This window comes from Marinobacter halotolerans (assembly GCF_008795985.1).
In the GTDB taxonomy this organism is placed as follows: Bacteria; Pseudomonadota; Gammaproteobacteria; order Pseudomonadales; family Oleiphilaceae; genus Marinobacter; species Marinobacter halotolerans.
The window spans coordinates 2,188,441-2,206,504 of the sequence record NZ_VMHP01000001.1 but is presented as its reverse complement, the minus strand read 5'-3'; the positions used below and the strand labels follow the sequence as shown (position 1 = coordinate 2,206,504).

The 18,064-nt window shown below is 57.5% G+C and carries 16 protein-coding genes and 1 tRNA gene; 14 read left to right on the top strand and 3 right to left on the bottom strand.

The window, feature by feature from the left end; translation table 11 throughout:
* From FPL19_RS10165 to pgi, 6 genes are all read left to right on the top strand, one after another.
* A complete protein-coding gene (locus FPL19_RS10165) occupies positions 1-1,410 on the top strand; it encodes a sigma-54-dependent transcriptional regulator (protein WP_150912304.1) in 1,410 nt (469 codons plus the stop codon).
* A gap of 728 nt (positions 1,411-2,138) precedes the next feature.
* Complete coding sequence (gene pcnB / locus FPL19_RS10155; RefSeq protein ID WP_150912303.1) at positions 2,139-3,497, top strand: polynucleotide adenylyltransferase PcnB; 1,359 nt, start codon at positions 2,139-2,141, stop codon at positions 3,495-3,497.
* A 3-nt stretch (positions 3,498-3,500) separates the two neighbouring features.
* Positions 3,501-4,019 (top strand): 2-amino-4-hydroxy-6-hydroxymethyldihydropteridine diphosphokinase, encoded by a 519-nt coding sequence (gene folK, locus FPL19_RS10150; protein ID WP_150912302.1) that lies wholly within the window; start codon positions 3,501-3,503, stop codon positions 4,017-4,019.
* Positions 4,020-4,050: 31 nt separating this feature from the next.
* Complete coding sequence (panB, locus tag FPL19_RS10145) at positions 4,051-4,845, top strand: 3-methyl-2-oxobutanoate hydroxymethyltransferase (protein ID WP_150912301.1); 795 nt, start codon at positions 4,051-4,053, stop codon at positions 4,843-4,845.
* Positions 4,842-5,690: a pantoate--beta-alanine ligase gene (gene panC / locus FPL19_RS10140; protein ID WP_150912300.1), complete on the top strand. Its 849-nt coding sequence runs from the start codon at positions 4,842-4,844 to the stop codon at positions 5,688-5,690. The genes panB and panC overlap by 4 nt, the downstream gene beginning before the upstream one ends.
* Before the next feature lie 29 nt (positions 5,691-5,719).
* Complete coding sequence (gene pgi, locus FPL19_RS10135) at positions 5,720-7,345, top strand: glucose-6-phosphate isomerase (protein WP_150912299.1); 1,626 nt, start codon at positions 5,720-5,722, stop codon at positions 7,343-7,345.
* A gap of 17 nt (positions 7,346-7,362) precedes the next feature.
* Here pgi and folK (FPL19_RS10130) read toward each other — a convergent pair whose 3' ends face one another.
* Positions 7,363-7,872, bottom strand: coding sequence for a 2-amino-4-hydroxy-6-hydroxymethyldihydropteridine diphosphokinase (folK, locus tag FPL19_RS10130; protein WP_150912298.1), 510 nt, complete (start codon positions 7,870-7,872; stop codon positions 7,363-7,365).
* Entirely contained in the window at positions 7,872-8,228 is a 357-nt protein-coding gene (gene folB, locus FPL19_RS10125; protein ID WP_191965247.1) for a dihydroneopterin aldolase, read from the bottom strand. Before folB ends, folK (FPL19_RS10130) begins: the two co-directional genes overlap by 1 nt.
* Before the next feature lie 160 nt (positions 8,229-8,388).
* Here folB and plsY point away from each other — a divergent pair, with 160 nt between their 5' ends.
* Complete coding sequence (plsY, locus tag FPL19_RS10120; RefSeq protein ID WP_263656801.1) at positions 8,389-8,958, top strand: glycerol-3-phosphate 1-O-acyltransferase PlsY; 570 nt, start codon at positions 8,389-8,391, stop codon at positions 8,956-8,958.
* Here plsY and tsaD read toward each other — a convergent pair.
* Complete coding sequence (gene tsaD / locus FPL19_RS10115; RefSeq protein ID WP_150912296.1) at positions 8,955-10,010, bottom strand: tRNA (adenosine(37)-N6)-threonylcarbamoyltransferase complex transferase subunit TsaD; 1,056 nt, start codon at positions 10,008-10,010, stop codon at positions 8,955-8,957. The two genes, plsY and tsaD, sit on opposite strands and share 4 nt — an antisense overlap.
* A gap of 204 nt (positions 10,011-10,214) precedes the next feature.
* Here tsaD and rpsU point away from each other — a divergent pair, with 204 nt between their 5' ends.
* The 7 genes from rpsU to nhaD all read left to right on the top strand — a co-directional run bounded on the left by rpsU (position 10,215) and on the right by nhaD (position 18,063).
* Positions 10,215-10,430: a 30S ribosomal protein S21 gene (gene rpsU, locus FPL19_RS10110; RefSeq protein WP_007153483.1), complete on the top strand. Its 216-nt coding sequence runs from the start codon at positions 10,215-10,217 to the stop codon at positions 10,428-10,430.
* A gap of 148 nt (positions 10,431-10,578) precedes the next feature.
* A complete protein-coding gene (gene dnaG, locus FPL19_RS10105; protein WP_150912295.1) occupies positions 10,579-12,306 on the top strand; it encodes a DNA primase in 1,728 nt (575 codons plus the stop codon).
* A 131-nt stretch (positions 12,307-12,437) separates the two neighbouring features.
* A complete protein-coding gene (gene rpoD, locus FPL19_RS10100) occupies positions 12,438-14,285 on the top strand; it encodes an RNA polymerase sigma factor RpoD (RefSeq protein WP_150912294.1) in 1,848 nt (615 codons plus the stop codon).
* A 62-nt stretch (positions 14,286-14,347) separates the two neighbouring features.
* Positions 14,348-14,424, top strand: a tRNA-Ile gene (locus FPL19_RS10095).
* Positions 14,425-14,938: 514 nt separating this feature from the next.
* Positions 14,939-15,214, top strand: coding sequence for a YrhK family protein (locus FPL19_RS10090; RefSeq protein WP_150912293.1), 276 nt, complete (start codon positions 14,939-14,941; stop codon positions 15,212-15,214).
* Between the two features lie 675 nt (positions 15,215-15,889).
* Positions 15,890-16,498 (top strand): CBS domain-containing protein, encoded by a 609-nt coding sequence (locus tag FPL19_RS10080; RefSeq protein WP_150912292.1) that lies wholly within the window; start codon positions 15,890-15,892, stop codon positions 16,496-16,498.
* A 119-nt stretch (positions 16,499-16,617) separates the two neighbouring features.
* Complete coding sequence (nhaD, locus tag FPL19_RS10075) at positions 16,618-18,063, top strand: sodium:proton antiporter NhaD (protein WP_263656791.1); 1,446 nt, start codon at positions 16,618-16,620, stop codon at positions 18,061-18,063.
* The last annotated feature ends 1 nt before the right edge of the window (position 18,064 follow it).

Here is an 18,064-nt window from a genome sequence, read left to right as displayed (position 1 = left end):
ATGCCGCGTATCCTGATTGTAGAAGACGAAGAGATTATCCGTTCAGCGCTTCGCAAGCTTCTGATTCACGCCGGTTATGAGGTCGCTGATGCGGGATCGGTGGAAGATGCCGCCGAGCATTACGAGCCCGGCGACTTCGACCTGATCATTTCCGATCTGCGGCTGCCCGGCGCGCCCGGCACAGAACTGATCCGTCGGGCACCGGACACCCCTGTGCTTATCATGACCAGCTACGCCAGCCTTCGCTCGGCGGTGGATTCCATGAAAATGGGCGCGGTTGAATACATCGCCAAACCCTTTGACCACGATGAGATGCTGGAAGCGGTGGAAAACATTCTGGCGCGCCAGACCACCAAGGGCACCCAGTCAGCTAACCCTGACACGGCAACGGCTGAAGCAGACACCACCGACAGTGACCCGGCCAGCCTGATGTACGGCAACTGTGACGCCATGGAGAAGGTGTTCACCCTGATCCGCAAGGTAGCGCCAACGGAAACCACTGTGCTTATCCAGGGTGAATCCGGAACGGGCAAGGAGCTGGCCGCCAGGGCGCTGCACCTTATGAGCCCGAGGGCTTCCAACCCGCTGATCTCCGTGAACTGTGCCGCAATTCCCGAAAGCCTGATCGAGTCGGAGCTGTTCGGCCATGAGAAAGGCGCCTTCACCGGTGCCGTTTCGGCTCGTACCGGTCTAATCGAGGCCGCGGACGGCGGCAGCCTGTTCCTCGACGAGATCGGTGAACTGCCCGCCGAGGCCCAGGCCAGATTATTGCGGGTGCTGCAGGAGGGCGAGATTCGCAAGGTTGGCTCGACCCAGAGCCGGAAAGTAGATGTACGGATGATTGCCGCCACCCACCGCAACCTGAAGGCCATGACCCGCACCGGCGACTTCCGCGAGGATCTGTATTATCGGCTAAACGTCATGCAGGTCCGCATACCGCCGCTGCGCGAGCGCAAACCGGATATTCTGGGCCTGGCCCATAATTTTCTGCGCCGTCAAGGCGCGAAGATGGGCAAACCCGCTCTGAACCTCACCCCGGAAGCAATGAGGGTGCTAGAGCGCCATCGCTGGCCCGGAAACGTGCGGGAACTGGAAAACGCCATAGAGCGTGCGACCATTCTTTGTGACAACGACCTGATCACGCCTGCCTTGCTGGACCTGGAGGACGGCGGAGAGGACGTTAACATTCCGGAAACCCTGGTAGACGGCAATCATGAACAAACAACCGTCCAGGACAGCGACACGTCCAGCGATCTGTCACTGGAAGATTACTTTCAGCATTTCGTACTGGAAAACCAGGACCGCATGAGCGAGACCGAGCTGGCTCAGAAACTTGGCATAAGCCGAAAATCACTCTGGGAACGCCGTCAGCGCCTGGGTATTCCCCGTAAAAAGAATTCTGCGAACTGACCGCACTGGCAACCGGAACCCTGCCACATCGAAAGTGTGAACCCATGCTCATTTGTTACCGGGTGTTCCTCACGGTAACACCCGCTTTCAGAAAACTGCGGACTGAGTAACACATTCGTCATAAGTGCAAACCCCTACGCAGGTTTCCAAACACTAACCTGCTGTTAATAAAGCAATTTCAAAATCTGGCACATACCCTGCTCTATCAAGAGCGCACAACAACAAAAACAACAATGATCTGGCAGCGCCAAAACAAAAACAAAAAGCTGCGGAAAGACGTTCATAAACAAAAACAAAAACAGAACGTGTGCGAACTGAGTGTTTTGGGTACTTTGCTTTTTAGTGGTCCCACGGCATGTGCGAGTTGTAGATGTAGAGAAGAATCGTTTCCCAGACGGCACTGCATTTATTCCAATGACTCGCCCGATGTCCCTGACTGCTCTGTGTATTCAAAGCTTTCCGTTTGCGTGAAATCGTCCTCAATAGTGGGGACACCAGTGGGGTAGAAAAACGAAGAAAAATCCCGGCAAAAACAAAAACAATGCAGATCGTCAACGCTTTGAGGGCGGGTTCGTGTAAACGGATCCGCCTTTTGATTTTCTGGGCCGGTGATCCCTGGCCAACCTGCGCCAGACGTTCATTTACCCGCCCAAACCCGCCAGACGTGTTCAAATCCTGTGCAAACCGGTAAACTCTCGCTTTTGCTTCAGCGCAGTCAACGGAATTCAATGTTTAATAACCTAATCGACAGAGTCACCTCCATGTTTTCCGGCACCAGCAGCGGCAAACAGCAAGCGCCTTACCAGAGGCAGGATATCCCGCGGGACCAGCACAATGTGTCGCGCTCTGCCATCAGCGAACCGGCCAAGAAGGTGCTCAGCCGTCTCAACAGCGCGGGCTTCGAAGCCTATCTGGTGGGCGGCGGCGTGCGGGACATCCTTCTGGGTGGCCAGCCCAAGGATTTTGATATCGCCACCAGCGCCACGCCGGAACAGGTGCACGAACTGTTCCGCAACTCGCGGCTGATCGGGCGCCGCTTCCGTATCGTCCACGTGCTGTTCGGCCGGGAAGTCATCGAAGTCACTACCTTCCGCGGTAACGCCACCGATGCCGGCGACGACGAGGATGACGATGACCGCCGCACCAGTGAACACGGCCTGCTGCTGCGGGATAACGTCTACGGGTCAATGGAAGAAGACGCGCTGCGTCGGGATTTCACCGTCAACGCCCTGTACTACTGCATTCGCGATTTCACCGTGGTGGATTTCGCCGGCGGCATGGATGACCTCAAAAAACGCCAGATGCGCCTGATTGGCGACCCGGAAACCCGCTATCGGGAAGATCCGGTACGAATGCTGCGCGCTATCCGGTTTGCAGCCAAGCTCGGATTCACCATTGAGCCGGCAACCGAGGAACCGATCCGCCAGCTGGCTCCTCTACTGACGCATATTCCGCCTGCCCGCCTGTTTGAAGAAGTACTCAAGCTCTTCTCCGCAGGCTATGGCGAGGCCACCTACGACCTGCTCAGCCATTACGGCCTGCTGGCACCGCTGTTTCCGGAAACCGCCGCCGCTATTGCCGACGGCGAAAGCGACGAACTGATCCGCCGGGCACTGCAAAACACCGACCGCCGCATTGCCCAGGGCAAATCAGTCACGCCCTATTTCCTTTACGCCGCCATGCTCTGGCCTGCCCTTCAGGCGGACTGGCGCAGGCGCCAGGAAAACGGCGAGCCGCCACAGCCGGCGCTGCACCAGGCCATTGGCCGGGTAATAGGTCAACAGGTCCAGGCCACCTCGATCCCCAAGCGCTTCTCCGGTCCCATGAAGGAAATCTGGGAGCTGCAGATGCGCCTGCCAAGGCGCCAGGGCAAACGCTCTTTCGTGACCCTGTCGCACCCCAGATTCCGGGCAGCCTATGACTTCCTGCTGGTACGGGAAGACGCCGGCGAAATCGAGCCTGGCCTGGGCCAGTGGTGGACCGAATTCCAGGAGCTCGACGAAAAAGGCCAGGAAAAAATGCTCAGCGAACTGGGCAGCGCTGCGCCCAAGAAACGTCGTCGCAAGAAGCCCGCAAACAAGGCCTGAACCGTGGCAAGAACGGACGCTTTCATCGGCCTGGGTAGCAACCTGGCTGAGCCTTCAGCCCAGCTAGCCCGGGCAGTGATCGGCCTGGCAGCGCTGCCGGAGACCGAACTGGTTGCCCAGTCGCCTTTTTATCGCAGCCGGCCAGTGGGGCCGCAGGACCAACCGGATTTTGTCAACGGGGCGGTCTGGCTGCGCACCGAACTGCCGCCGTTGGAACTGCTGGACCAACTGCAATCCATTGAACAGGATCATGGCCGCGAACGTCGGCAGCACTGGGGCCCACGCACGCTGGATCTGGACCTGTTGATCTATGGTAATGAAAGGATCTCAGAGAGCCGCTTGACCGTGCCACACCCGGAACTGCCCAACCGCGATTTTGTTCTGCAGCCACTACTGGACCTGGCCCCGTCCCTGACCCTGCCGGATGGAACACCTATTGCGGATCTGCGATCAAAATGCCCGGACAACCACCTGCGCCGGCTTGATCCTATTGCCTCTGACACACCCCGGGATTACCCTTAGATAGCCCATCCACCCACAAGGCAAGGATTCTATGGCTGTTACCATCAATACCCTGCGCGAGTACAAGGCCAAAGGCGAAGCGTTCTCCATGCTGACGTCCTACGACGCCACCTTTGCCCAGATTGTCAGTGAAGCAGGCGTAGACGTGATCCTGATCGGTGACTCCCTGGGCATGGTTCTGCAGGGACACGACAGCACACTGCCGGTGACCATGGATCAGATGGTGTACCACGTATCATCGGTAGCGAAGGGCAACCGCGGCTCCCTGATTATGGCGGACATGCCCTTCATGACCTATGGCACGGTCGAGGCGGCCCTGGAAAATGCGGCCGAACTGATGCGCGCCGGTGCCCACATGGTCAAACTGGAAGGCACCGATTGGATGAAAGACACCATCCACGCCCTCAGCGAACGGGGCGTGCCTGTGTGCGCCCACCTCGGGCTGACCCCCCAGTTCGTCAACAAGTTCGGCGGTTACAAGGTTCAGGGCCGGGACGAAAAACACGCCGAGATGATGATCGAACACGCCTGTGAGCTGGTCGCCGCCGGCGCTGACCTCATCCTGCTGGAATGCGTCCCCTCACCGCTCGCCGCCCGCATTACCCAGGCGGTTCAGGCCCCGGTTATCGGCATTGGTGCTGGCGCGGATACCGACGGCCAGGTACTGGTGGTTCACGACATGCTGGGCATGACAACCGGCCGTAAACCCCGTTTCGTTAAGGACTTCCTGGCCGAAACAGGCTCCGTAAGGGGCGCCATCGAAGCCTATGTGGCTGCCGTTCGCGACCGCTCATTTCCCGCCGAGGAGCATACGTTCAAAACATGAGAACCGTACATACGCTCAAAGAACTCCGCACCATGCTTCGTGGCTATCGCCAGAAGGGCAAGCGCATTGCGCTTGTGCCCACGATGGGCAATCTTCACGAAGGTCACATTTCACTGGTACGGCGCGCCAGCGAGACCGCCGACATTGTGGTCACCAGCATTTTCGTCAATCCGATGCAGTTCGGCGCCTCGGAAGACCTCGACAGCTATCCGCGGACACTGCAGGCGGACCAGGAGGCCCTGGAAAAAGCAGGCAGCACGCTGGTATTCACGCCATCCAATGACGAGATATACCCCGAAGGCCTGGCCCGTCAGACCCGGGTTATCGTGCCGGAAGTCAGCGAGGGCCACTGTGGTGCCAGCCGGCCAGGGCATTTTGAAGGCGTGGCCACCGTGGTCACCATGCTGCTGAACATGGTGCAACCGGATGTAGCCGTGTTCGGCGAGAAGGACTTCCAGCAACTGGCGGTGATCCGCAAGCTGACACGGGATCTTATGATGCCTGTGGAGATCGTGGGCGCGCCGACTATTCGGGAAAAAGACGGCCTGGCCAAAAGCTCCCGCAACGGCTATCTGTCGAAATCCGAGCGGGCCATCGCTCCGGTTGTTTATCGCACGCTCCAGGAGGCGGCCGATAAAATCCAACAGGGCCGAACCGATTTTAAAACCATTGAAGATGAAGCCAGCAAGGCGCTCAGCGATGCCGGCCTGCGCCCTGACTACTTCAATATTTCCAACAGCCTCACCCTGAAACCCGCCAGTGCGGAAGACACAGACATCACCCTGCTCACGGCGGCGTTCCTGGGAACTACGCGGCTGATCGACAACCTTTCGGTGTCCCGGTAATCCGGCAAATCTGAAAAAGGAACTGTGTTATGACCAAGGGACCTGCCTCACTGACCGATCGCCCGGAATGGCAGGCGCTGGTTGGTCATCAGAAGGATCTGGAACACATCCACATGCGGGAACAGTTCCGGGTTGACCCGGACCGCGCCAACCGGTTTTTCATTAGTGGCGGCGGGCTGTCCCTGGACTACTCCCGCAACCGCACCACCGATGACTCCCTGGCGAAACTGATGGCCCTGGCCCGAGCCTGCGACGTACCCGGGCGTATTGAGGCAATGTTCCGCGGCGATGCCATCAACCTGACGGAAAACCGTCCGGCTCTGCACGTTGCCCTGCGGGCCCCGGAAGAGAACCCCCTGGTCAGTGAAGACCTTGACCGGATGGAGGCGTTCGTCGAAGACGTGCAGCAGCAACGGCGCACCGGCCGCACCGGCAAAGCCTTTACCGACGTCGTCAGCATCGGCATTGGCGGCTCCTTCCTCGGACCCAAGCTGGTATCCGAAGCCCTGAAGCCCTACTGTCTAGGCCAACTGCAATCCCACTATGTCGCCAACATCGATGGCACCCACATCGCGGAAGTTCTGAAGCGGGTGAACCCGGAAACCACGCTTTTTCTGGTTCAGTCGAAGTCCTTCAAAACCCAGGAAACCCTGGAAAACAGCAAGGTGGCACGGGACTGGTTTCTGGCCAATGGCGGCACCGAACAGGACATCGCCGGCCACTTTATCGCGGTCACCGCCAATGCGCCGGAAGCCGTGGAATTTGGCATCGACGAGGACAACATCTTCCCCATGTGGGACTGGGTTGGCGGGCGTTATTCACTCTGGTCGGCCATTGGCCTACCGGTGGCCCTGACCATTGGCATGGCCAACTTTCGGGCCCTACTCAGTGGCGCCCATGAACTGGATAACCATTTCCGCCATACGCCACTGGAGCAGAACCTGCCGGTGGTCATGGCCATGCTGGGCATCTGGTACAGCAATTTCTGGGGCGCGGAAACCCATGCCATCCTGCCCTACGACCACTACCTGCGAAGCCTGCCCGCCCATCTCCAGCAACTGGACATGGAAAGCAACGGCAAGCGGGTCACCCAGCATGGTGAACCGCTGAACTATCACAGCGGTCCGGTGATCTGGGGCGGCGTCGGCGCCAATGGCCAGCACGCATTCCATCAGCTGTTGCATCAGGGTACGCGGCTGATTCCGGTGGACTTTATTATTCCGCTGAACAGCCATAATAATGTGGCCAGTCACCATGCCACCCTCTTTGCCAACTGCCTGAGCCAGTCCCGGGCCTTGATGTCGGGCAAGACTCTGAGCGAAGCGATAGAGGAACTGGTAGGCGAAGGCTTGTCCGAGGATCAGGCCCGGAGCCTGGCTCCCCATAAAGTCGTGCCGGGAAACAAACCCAGCAACACCCTGCTGATGGACAAGGCAACCCCGGAAACGGTCGGTGCGCTTATCGCACTCTATGAACACCGCACCTTTGTGCAGGGCATCATCTGGGACGTGGATTCGTTTGATCAGTGGGGAGTTGAGCTGGGCAAGCAGCTGGGCAAGGGCATTCTGCCCCGCCTGACCGGGGATTCAGACCAGAGTGCTGGAGCCGGCGACAGCTCCACCGATCACCTGATCCAGCTGTTTCGCAGGCGGTAACCTGCCGCGGCGAATCACTACGCGCGGGAGATGACCCGGCCCTGCCAGTCAAAATCCACGGGCCAGAGTTTCTGGTCCCGGTCGTAGGATTGCCAGAGCTCGGCATAGGTCTGGCCGCAGACCGGGTGTCGTTCATTCGGTGCGACGTCTGCCAAAGGCTTGAGTACGAAGGCGTTCTTGAGGATTTCACCGCGGGGCAGCTCCACACCGTCGAACTGGCCCACCAAGTCGTCGTAGGTCAGAATATCCAGATCCAGCGTTCGACCGCTGAATTTTGGCACGTCCCGGCGACGGCCATTCTCAGCTTCCAGTTGCTTGAAACGGGCGGAGAGCTCTGCCACCGAAAGCCCGGTATCAACGCCCACCACCTGATTCAAAAACGGTTCGCCGACAAAGCCGACCGCCTCGCTCTCGTAGACCGGCGACAGGTCCAGTTCGCCAAACCATTCCTGAAGCGCATCCAGCGCCGCCAGCACGTGCGTCTGGCGGTCGATATTGCTACCGATGCTGATGTAGACCCGGGCCATCAGCGAACACCCCGCTCAATGGAAACACCCACCGAGGTCGCCGCCGGCACGGCACCGGGCTTGCGGATGATCAGGCGTAGCCAGTACACGCCGAATTCCCGCTGCAAAAGCGCCGCAATGCCCTCTGCCGCGGTCTCCAGCAGCTGCGGACGGGTGTCGGTGAGATAGCCGGTAATCCTCTCGCTGACCGCGGCGTAATCCAGCGCGTCGGCGACATCGTCGGACGCCGCAGGAACGCTGTTGTCCCACGCCATCTCCAGGTCGATCAGCAGGCGCTGGCTGACTTCACGCTCCCAGTCATAGACCCCGATGACGGTTTCAACGGCCAGGCCTTCGATCATCACGCTGTCTGTCACTGGCAGGCTCCCCGGGCTCTTCGACTCTCGGCTGATTGAATAACGTACAGGCAAGGGATACTCTGCAAAGAGTGCCTGTTACGCTCATTTGAGCGGGGTAGTTTCTCACAGATCACCCTGACACGTCTTTGCCACCATGCCCCAGATCAGCGATCCGGTTCTGATTGTGCTCCTCTGCTTCCTGGCCTACCTGGCCGGGTCGGTGCTGTTTGCTATTCCGGTCTGCCGATTCTGGCACCTGCCGGACCCGCGGGCACAAGGTTCCGGAAACCCCGGCGCCACTAACGTCTACCGCACCGGCGGCTGGTCACCGGCGGCGGCCACACTACTTCTGGACGCGGCCAAAGGCGGATTGCCGGTATGGCTGGCCAGTGCCGCTGGCCTGTCGATTCTGGCACAGGCCATGGTTGCCCTGTGCGCGGTAACCGGGCACATGATTCCGGTGTTCTTCCGATTCAAGGGTGGCAAGGGAGTCGCAACGGCTCTGGGGGCCGGGCTGGCGCTGGCGCCGCTGACCACACTGCTACTGAGTGCCATCTGGGCCGTGGTGATGTGGCGCTGGCGCATTTCGGCGCTGGCCTCAATAGTTGCTGTCGTCAGTGGGCCGCTGCTCAGCGCCATGCTGGAACCGGAAACGCTGCCGCTGTTCGGCCTGCTGGCACTGCTGATCGTGGTCAGGCACAGGAACAACCTGATACGCATGGCCCAGGGCCGGGAGCCAGGGTTCTAGTCAACCAGACCATTTGAACGAACTTCCCCGACCGGGGGCAGCGTATTCATCGGCCAGCGGGGTACCGACACAATGCGGTCGCCGTCCTGCTGCCCGGCCAATAGGCGCTGACACCCGGCGTAGGCGATCATGGCGCCGTTATCAGTGCAGAATTCAGGCCGGGCATAGAACACTTTCGCCTTCTTTTTCTCGGCCATAGTTTCCAGCCCTGCCCGCAGCCGTTTGTTCGCACTAACGCCGCCGGCAATGACCAGCCGTTTGCTGTGGGTCTGCTCAAGAGCCCGGCGGCATTTGATCACCAAGGTATCCACCACCGCCGCTTCGAACGCCAACGCGATGTCTGCCCGGGTCTGGTCATCAAGTTCACCGGCTTTGTCGGCGGCGGTGACAGTATTCAGGGTAAAGGTCTTCAGGCCACTGAAACTGAAATCCAGCCCAGGGCGGTCTGTCATGGGGCGCGGGAAACGGTAACGCCCGGGCGTGCCCTTCTCGGCGAGCGCCGCCACTCTTGGCCCGCCCGGGTAGTCCAGCCCCAGCATCTTGGCGGTCTTGTCAAAGGCTTCGCCGGCGGCATCATCCACCGACTCGCCCAACATTTCATACTCACCAATACCTTTAACCAGCACCAACTGGGTGTGGCCGCCAGAAACTAACAGGGCGACAAAGGGGAAGGCCGGCGGCTCTGGCTCCAGCATGGGCGCTAGCAGGTGGCCCTCCATATGGTGAACGCCCAGCACGGGAACCCCGAGAGCAAAAGCCAACGAGTGCGCCACTGCGCCCCCCACCATCAAGGCGCCAATCAGGCCCGGGCCGGCGGTATAGGCGATACCTTCAATCTGGCTGCGGGTTTTGCCGGCGTCTGCCAGCACCTGATCGCACAAAGGCAGCAGCTTGCGGACATGGTCACGGGAGGCCAGTTCCGGCACTACGCCGCCATAATCCGCGTGCATATCGATCTGGCTGAACAAGGCATGGGACAAAAGGCCCTGATCACTGTCAAACAGGGCGACACCGGTTTCATCACAGGAGGTTTCGATACCGAGAATAAGCATAAATAGACCAACAGACGGAGACAGAATGCGTAGGAGCCGGCATTTTAGCAGAAACCCGAGACCGCCCGGCAGTTTCATCGAACAAACATTGACCTTACCCGTCTGCTAACGCTATCATTGCCGCCCTTAAATGAGCACTGGTCGGGTTTTAACCAGTTATCCGACCGAAACCAAAACCGAATCAATCAGGTAGGTGATTTTCGAATGCCAGCTGTTAAAGTGAAAGAGAATGAGCCGTTTGACGTAGCCCTGCGTCGCTTCAAGCGCTCCTGCGAAAAAGCAGGCGTACTGTCTGAAGTACGTCGTCGCGAGCACTACGAGAAGCCGACTGCCGTGCGCAAGCGCAAGGCCGCTGCTGCCGTCAAGCGTCATCTCAAGAAGCTTCAGCGTGAACAGCGCAAATTCGAGCGTCTGTACTAAGCTTTACCGGACGCTGCGCTACTGCAAGTAACTGCCATTACCGGCGTTGCCGTGTGAATGGCGACTTAAATGCCGCCGAGGCCTGGCTTCGGCGGCATTTTTGGCTGTACTCGCAGGACGGGCCTTTTGACAGGCCACCGGAGACCTCATGAGTGGACTGATCCCGCAACGCTTTGTTGAAGACCTGCTGCAACGGATTGACCTGGCCGAGCTGATCGGGTCACGGATCACTCTGAAAAAGGCCGGTGGTAACTACAAAGCCCGCTGCCCCTTCCATGACGAGAAAACACCGTCATTCAACGTCAGGCCGGATAAAGGCTTTTATCACTGCTTTGGCTGCGGCGCCCACGGGGACGCCATTAGCTTTGTTCGTGAATTTGACGGGCTGGGGTTCACCGATGCGGTGGAGGAACTGGCAAGGCGTGCCGGGCTGGAAGTGCCCTACGACGAAAACGCCAAGCAGGAAATGCAGCAGGCGAAAACCCTGACCGATGCGCTGGATTACGCCAGCAACTTCTATCAGGGCCAGCTGAAGGGTCAGCAAGGGGCGTTTGCCAAGGATTACCTGACCCAGCGCGGGCTGGACCAGGACATTATCGACCAGTACAAGATCGGGTTCGCCCCGGGTACTGGCACGGCGCTTTACGACAGCGCCAGCAAGGATTTACAGGGGCCGCTGATTGAAACCGGCACCGTGTCGGATCGATACGGGCGCCCACGGGATCTGTTCCGGAACCGGGTGATGTTCCCCATCCGCAACAGCCGCGGCCGCACCATCGCCTTTGGCGGGCGGACCCTGGGGGATGACAAGGCGAAATACATCAACTCTCCGGAGTCGGATGTCTTTCACAAAAGCCGCGAGATTTACGGCCTTTACGAAGCCAAGCAGGCGCTCAAGCAGGTCGACCGACTGCTGGTGGTTGAAGGCTACATGGATGTAATTGCCCTGGCGCAGAATGGCATCCATTTTGCGGTTGCCACCCTGGGCACGGCAACAAACCAGGACAGTCTGTCGGCGCTGCTGAAGCAGGCCCGGCACATAATATTCTGCTTCGACGGCGACTCTGCCGGCTTCCGGGCCGCAGACCGCGCCCTCGACAACGCCCTGGAACTGCTGGGCGACGGCATGCATCTGCAGTTCCTGATGCTGCCGGACGGTGAAGACCCGGACACCCTGGTCCGCCAGGAGGGTCCCGAGGCGTTCAAGGAACGCATCGACAGCGCCACACCGCTGTCCCGTTATCTGTTCAACCGGCAAAGCGAAGGGCTGGACCTGACACTGCCGGAAGACCGGGGCGAACTGAAAGCCAGGGTCGAGCCGCTGCTGAAGAAAATGCCCCGCAGCACGCTGCGGGATGCCATGTGGCACGAGATGCTGCGGCTGTGCCGTAACCAGCAGAGCACCTGGCAGGACCGGAGCCAGTGGAGAAAAGGAAAAGGCGCACAGCAGCGCACCCAGGAAGAACGGATCGACGTTCGCCTGAGCAAGGACACGCAACTTTGCCTGGCCCTGCTGGAAGCGCCGGATATGGCGCGGGAAATTGACGAACTGTGCCGAAGCAGCCGGGAACTGAAACAGGCCGGCCAGTTCGCTGCATGGATTCTTGAACAGGGCGTGACCGACCGCAAAACGCTGGTCAGCCGACTGGCCATGGATGCAGCAGCCAGAACCCGTTTTTACGGCCTGTTTGATGGTATTGAACACGTGCCTGCCAGGGAACAGACACTGGCCGGCGCCCGGGAAATGCTCAACCCGAACCAGGAAGTTGCACGCAAACAACGCCTGGCAGCATTGCTTTCGCAGAAACGGAACCTGTCGGATCTGACCGACGAGGAACGGAAGGAACTGAAAGCGCTGAGCGGGCAGAACGACTGAAACAGGCCCTTGCGGGCCTTGAAACTTACAGAGTTGGTCACCATCTAACCACTCGGTGGCAGACCAATCGGGCGACAGCTATAATGGCTGTTTAACTTTTTTCCTTTGTATAAGCGAGTTCACAGGTGTCTATGTCAGGCAATTCGCAAAAATCACGTCTTAAAGACCTCATCGCACGAGGCAAGGAACAAGGTTACCTGACTTACGCCGAGGTAAATGACCACCTCCCGGAAGACATAGCCGACCCGGACCAGGTTGAAGACATCATTCGCATGATCAACGACATGGGCATCCAGGTGGCCGAGGTAGCGCCGGACGCAGACACACTGCTGATGACCGACGGCGATTCCACCGCCGACGAAGCCGCAGCAGCAGAAGCAGCCGCCGCCCTGGCTGCCGTTGAATCCGATGCCGGCCGCACCACTGATCCAGTCCGCATGTACATGCGCGAAATGGGCACGGTCGAGCTGCTGACCCGCGAAGGCGAGATTGTTATCGCCAAGCGCATCGAGGAAGGCATCCGCGACGTCATGGCCGCCGTTGCCCACTTCCCCGGCATCACCGGCACCGTTATCCAGGCCTACGACCGCATCATCGAGAACGAAGGCCGCATCAGCGACATCGTGACTGGTTTTCTCGACCCGGACGGCGCCGAGCCGTTCATGGAAGAAGACACCTCCACGGATACTTCCAGCAGCTCCAGCGATTCGTCCGATGACGACGATGACGACGACAGCGAAGAAGAAACCGAGAGCGGTCCGGATCCGGAAGAAACCCGCCTGCGTTTCGAGCTGCTGAAAGAAAAGCGCGCAGCCGCTGACGAGGCGTTGGAAAAGCATGGCCGTGGCCACAAGAAAACCCAGGAAGCGCTCAACGAGCTGGGCCAGGTCTTTGCCCCCTTCAAGCTGGGCAACAAGGCGTTTGACGAGCTGGTGAAAGTGGTTCGTTCCACCAACGATCTGGTTCGTGAGAACGAGCGTGCCATCATGAAAATCTGCGTGCGTGAGTGCAAGATGCCGCGCAAGGATTTCATCAAGGCCTTCCCCGGCAACGAAGTAAATCTGGAATGGGCAGAAAAGCTCTCCAAGAGCAAGAAAGCCTACGCGCCGCTGATTGCCGAGCGCCTGGACGAAATCGTCCGCCTGCAGAAGCGCATCCACAACATTCAGACCGAAGTGGATCTGGACGTAGTGGACATCAAGGAAATCAACCGTCGCGTGTCCATCGGCGAAGCCAAGGCCCGCCGTGCCAAGAAGGAAATGGTGGAAGCCAACCTGCGTCTGGTTATTTCCATTGCCAAGAAATACACCAACCGCGGCCTGCAGTTCCTGGACCTGATCCAGGAAGGCAACATCGGCCTGATGAAGGCCGTCGACAAGTTCGAATATCGCCGTGGTTACAAGTTCTCGACCTACGCCACCTGGTGGATTCGTCAGGCCATCACCCGCTCTATCGCGGATCAGGCCCGCACCATCCGTATTCCGGTGCACATGATCGAGACCATCAACAAGCTCAACCGCATCTCCCGCCAGATGCTTCAGGAAATGGGCCGCGAGCCTACCCCTGAAGAACTGGGCGAGCGCATGGAAATGCCGGAAGACAAGATCCGCAAGGTGCTGAAGATCGCCAAAGAGCCGATCTCCATGGAAACCCCGATCGGCGACGACGAAGACAGCCACCTGGGCGATTTCATCGAGGATATCCAGGCCCTGTCACCGGTCGATTCCGCCACCGCCGAAGGCCTGCGCGAAGCTACCCGCTCCGTGCTGTCTGGCCTGACTGCGAGGGAATCCAAGGTACTGCGCATGCGTTTCGGTATCGAGATGAACACAGACCATACGCTGGAAGAAGTGGGCAAGCAGTTCGACGTAACCCGCGAGCGAATCCGCCAGATCGAAGCCAAGGCCCTGCGCAAACTGCGCCACCCTTCCCGCTCCGATCACCTGCGCGGCTTCATTGACGACCAGGGTAACGGTTAACCCCCTCCGCAACAGTAGCGGGCGCCTACCCCCATGGGTATAATGGCGCCCGCTTTCCTTTAGGGCCTATAGCTCAGTTGGTTAGAGCAGGGGACTCATAATCCCTTGGTCGGTGGTTCGAGTCCACCTGGGCCCACCACTTCAATGACTACTCCGCTTCAGTTAGTCATCCAACCATAGTTGGTGCGCTCTGGACGAACTAAAGTAAAAACCATCAAATGCTTTGCCCCCCGTCAAGTCGACTCGTACTGCAGCCGCTTTTAAACAAAAGCGAACATTCGCGACCTGCTAACTCCTCCCGTTTTTTAACACCCGAAACACTCTGCGATTCACCAAATCTACGGTGTCACCAGCTGCCTTCCGATCCTGCTGGTATAACGCATTGGCCAGTAAATGGCCTGTCGCGAAAGTGGGGGTATAATGAAAAACCCTCGAAAACGCCAAGATTTATGCCGTTTAACGTGAACGGATAAACCGCATGCACGCTTTTCACAGAACCAGGTGCTCAAAAATCGTCTGAAATAGCATGGTAAGGACGTGAAAAATCGCGGTTATCCGGATTGTGAGGCAGATTTGGACGGAGTGGTGGTGTTGCTGTTAAATGCAAATTTTTAAGCTTCATACGCAGACTCATATTGCAAGGAGGAGAGGCGATGTCGCAGCGAGATCTTGATCACCCGCTTACATTGACAGTTGGAAATGAGAAGCTGGTCATACGCAGGCGATATGAGGTCATGAGCATTATTAATGACTTCATCATAGCGCTATGGTTTTTAGTGGGTAGTATACTTTTTTTATTCCCAGAGTATGAAAGAGCCGCAATCTGGTTTTTTATTATTGGTAGCTTTCAATTCCTGGTTCGTCCTAGCATCCGACTTGCAAGTTATGTCCACATTAAGCAGGTGCCATCAAGTAACTGGGAGTATTGACTTCAGGCTCTGCGATCGCTGACAACATGCGTATAAATCTCAGTGGTGGGAATATTACTGTGGCGTACAATATTTTGGACTCTCCAAATATCACTCCCGGCTCGCAACAGCCGGGCCCCAAAAGGAATTTCTGAAGGGGTGGGATGCCACCTGATTTGGTACTTTCGGCACACAAGTCCAACGAGTCTTGATTGCCTGCATCAACCGCGGGTGGTAATTTAATCGGAGGATGCTGAATAGCGTATTTTGGTAATTCTATGAGTTCTCAGTCAGACAAAAACACGAAACTCTTTTGCAGTGCGACTCTGCTGCTGACTTTTGTGTTTTTGGTTTGGACAGGGGGCGCCCACGCTGCTCCCTTTTACGAAGACCCGTCTGCATCCTTGCAGGTTATTGATGTCGCAGGTATTACGGATTCTTCGTCTGACGGTAGCTCCCCAACCGAAGATTCGCCATTACAGCGTTTCGTAGTCGTACACTCCCCATTTAAATTCTCGTCACGTGCCCTCGCGCATTTGGCCTTTGACGGACCAGGTCTTAGGCTGCTGAGCTATCCTGGCCTGCCCCAGGCGCCTCCCGCGACGCTTTAGAACATTTACTACGCTCCAGACTTCCAGTGCTCTGTGAATCAGAGTGACGTCTTGACTAAATGATCTTAAGCGAAGGGGAATTGCCATGAGCAATCCATCACGTGTTTTAGTTCCCAAGTCTCCCGGTGACGTTTTCAGGCTCACTGCCTGTCCTGAGGAGGAATCCCTTACAGGTGACGATCCGGCTACCCAGTTGTTAAAGGACTTCACCAGCCATAACCCGATCAATATCCGATCGGCTATGGCTTTTAAGGAAATGAAAGCCAAACTATGCAACTCCGGCGCGACGTTTGCGATGGTGGTTAACCGGAGTGATGAGGTGGTCGGACTATTGACCCTGAAAGACCTTCTCGGTTCGTTACCGTTGAGTCTTGCCAATCAGCGAGGCGGTTCCATTTCGGACATTACGGCCAAGGATGTCATGCGCCCGATATGGAGTTTGCCTGCAGTAAGATATGGTCAGCTTCAGGAGCTGAAGGTCGACCAACTGGCGGAGATTTTCAATGAACTTCACACCGACTATCTGTTGGTGATGGAGGCGGATCTGGGTGAGGCAGGCTCCGGAGAGAAGTCTGTTCGCGGACTTTTGTCTGCTGATGATCTGAATGATCAAGCGGGCATCCGTGTGGACCAGCGCCCCCGCCCTGAGTCATTCTCTGACATTGTTCATGCCGTCAGGGGAAAATCTTACTAAAGCGCTTCAAAGCCGCAATCAGCCCAATCGATTGCGGCTTTTTCTTGTTTGACTGTTAACCAGAGACAGGGTCAAAGCCCATTAAAAAGATACTGATTGCGAATCGCGTCGAGATTGCGGTGCGCGTCGCCCGGGTATTCCTATGCATTCGGAGTTTCCTCTTAATGAAATTAATCGCTGTGCTGGCAACGGCTATCTTGTGGTTGGTACCTGGGCTGGTGTGGGCTAGCTCAAACCCTGATTTGAGTCTGATGTTTCACCCTGTCGGTTATGCCGCTATCGGCATTTTTGTGGTTGCTTATATCCTGGTGATGCTGGAAGAGAAAATTCACCTGGCGAAATCCAAGCCGATGCTGATTGCGGCCGGATTGATCTGGATCCTTGTGGCGGTGGCCTATCGTATGGCCGACGGAGACGGTGAGGTGGAAGCTGCCATCCGGCACAACTTCCTGGAATACGCCGAGCTGTTCTTCTTCCTTCTGGTGGCCATGACCTACATCAATGCGATGTTGGAGCGGAAGGTATTTGATCAACTGCGAATCTGGTTGTTGGGCAAAGGTTATGGATACCGTCAATTGTTCTGGATCACCGGTGTCCTAGCGTTTTGCATCTCGCCCGTCGCAGACAATCTCACCACAGCGCTGATCATGTGCGCCGTGGTGATGGCGGTTGGTCGGGACAGTGGAGTATTTGTATCGCTCGCCTTTATCAACATTGTAGTTGGTTCAAACGCGGGGGGTGCTTTCAGTCCGTTTGGCGATATAACAACGTTGATGGTCTGGCAAAAAGGCATTCTGCCATTCCAGGACTTCTTCCAACTCTTTCTGCCTGCAATGGTCAATTTCCTGGTCCCGGCGGCTCTGATGCATTTTGCATTACCCAAAGGAAAACCTGCACAGCCCGAGACTTATAATAAGGTGATTCGCCCGGGTGGAGGGTTTATTTGTGGCCTGTTTCTGCTGACCATTGCCACTGCGATCGCTTTCCATCAGTTCCTTCATATACCGCCTGTTTTTGGCATGATGACAGGGCTGGGGTATCTCAAGCTTTTTGGCTATTACCTGAAACGACACGAGGAATACCGCTGGAACGAAAATTATGAAACGCCTCCAGGAGACAGATCTAAAGAGCGAAGTTTCAATGTGTTTTCCCATATTGCCCGGGCGGAGTGGGACACACTGTTCTTTTTCTATGGGGTGATCATGGCTGTGGGTGGTCTCGGCTTCATTGGCTACCTGGGCATGTTGTCCGCGACGCTTTACGGCGATCTGGGCCCCACCTTTGCCAACGTGATGGTCGGAGTGATTTCTGCGTTAGTGGACAATATTCCGGTCATGTTTGCGGTACTGACCATGAACCCCGAGATGCCCGACTACCAGTGGCTTCTGGTCACCCTGACGGCGGGAGTTGGTGGCAGTTTGCTTTCTATCGGCTCGGCGGCGGGGGTTGCCCTGATGGGGCAGGCGCGAGGGCATTACACCTTTCTGAGTCATCTGAAATGGACACCCGCTATTGCTCTCGGTTATCTGGCGAGCATAGGTGTGCATCTGTTAATAAACGGCTAAG

Excerpts from the sequence above, each read along its gene's own strand:
- rpsU (WP_007153483.1), top strand. The coding sequence starts at position 10,215 with ATGCCAGCTGTTAAAGTGAAAGAGAATGAGCCGTTTGACGTAGCCCTG.
- tsaD (WP_150912296.1), bottom strand. The coding sequence starts at position 10,010 with ATGCTTATTCTCGGTATCGAAACCTCCTGTGATGAAACCGGTGTCGCC.
- rpoD (WP_150912294.1), top strand. The coding sequence starts at position 12,438 with ATGTCAGGCAATTCGCAAAAATCACGTCTTAAAGACCTCATCGCACGA.
- panB (WP_150912301.1), top strand. The coding sequence starts at position 4,051 with ATGGCTGTTACCATCAATACCCTGCGCGAGTACAAGGCCAAAGGCGAA.
- pgi (WP_150912299.1), top strand. The coding sequence starts at position 5,720 with ATGACCAAGGGACCTGCCTCACTGACCGATCGCCCGGAATGGCAGGCG.
- pcnB (WP_150912303.1), top strand. The coding sequence starts at position 2,139 with ATGTTTAATAACCTAATCGACAGAGTCACCTCCATGTTTTCCGGCACC.
- FPL19_RS10090 (WP_150912293.1), top strand. The coding sequence starts at position 14,939 with ATGTCGCAGCGAGATCTTGATCACCCGCTTACATTGACAGTTGGAAAT.
- FPL19_RS10080 (WP_150912292.1), top strand. The coding sequence starts at position 15,890 with ATGAGCAATCCATCACGTGTTTTAGTTCCCAAGTCTCCCGGTGACGTT.
- panC (WP_150912300.1), top strand. The coding sequence starts at position 4,842 with ATGAGAACCGTACATACGCTCAAAGAACTCCGCACCATGCTTCGTGGC.
- folK (WP_150912298.1), bottom strand. The coding sequence starts at position 7,872 with ATGGCCCGGGTCTACATCAGCATCGGTAGCAATATCGACCGCCAGACG.
- FPL19_RS10165 (WP_150912304.1), top strand. The coding sequence starts at position 1 with ATGCCGCGTATCCTGATTGTAGAAGACGAAGAGATTATCCGTTCAGCG.
- dnaG (WP_150912295.1), top strand. The coding sequence starts at position 10,579 with ATGAGTGGACTGATCCCGCAACGCTTTGTTGAAGACCTGCTGCAACGG.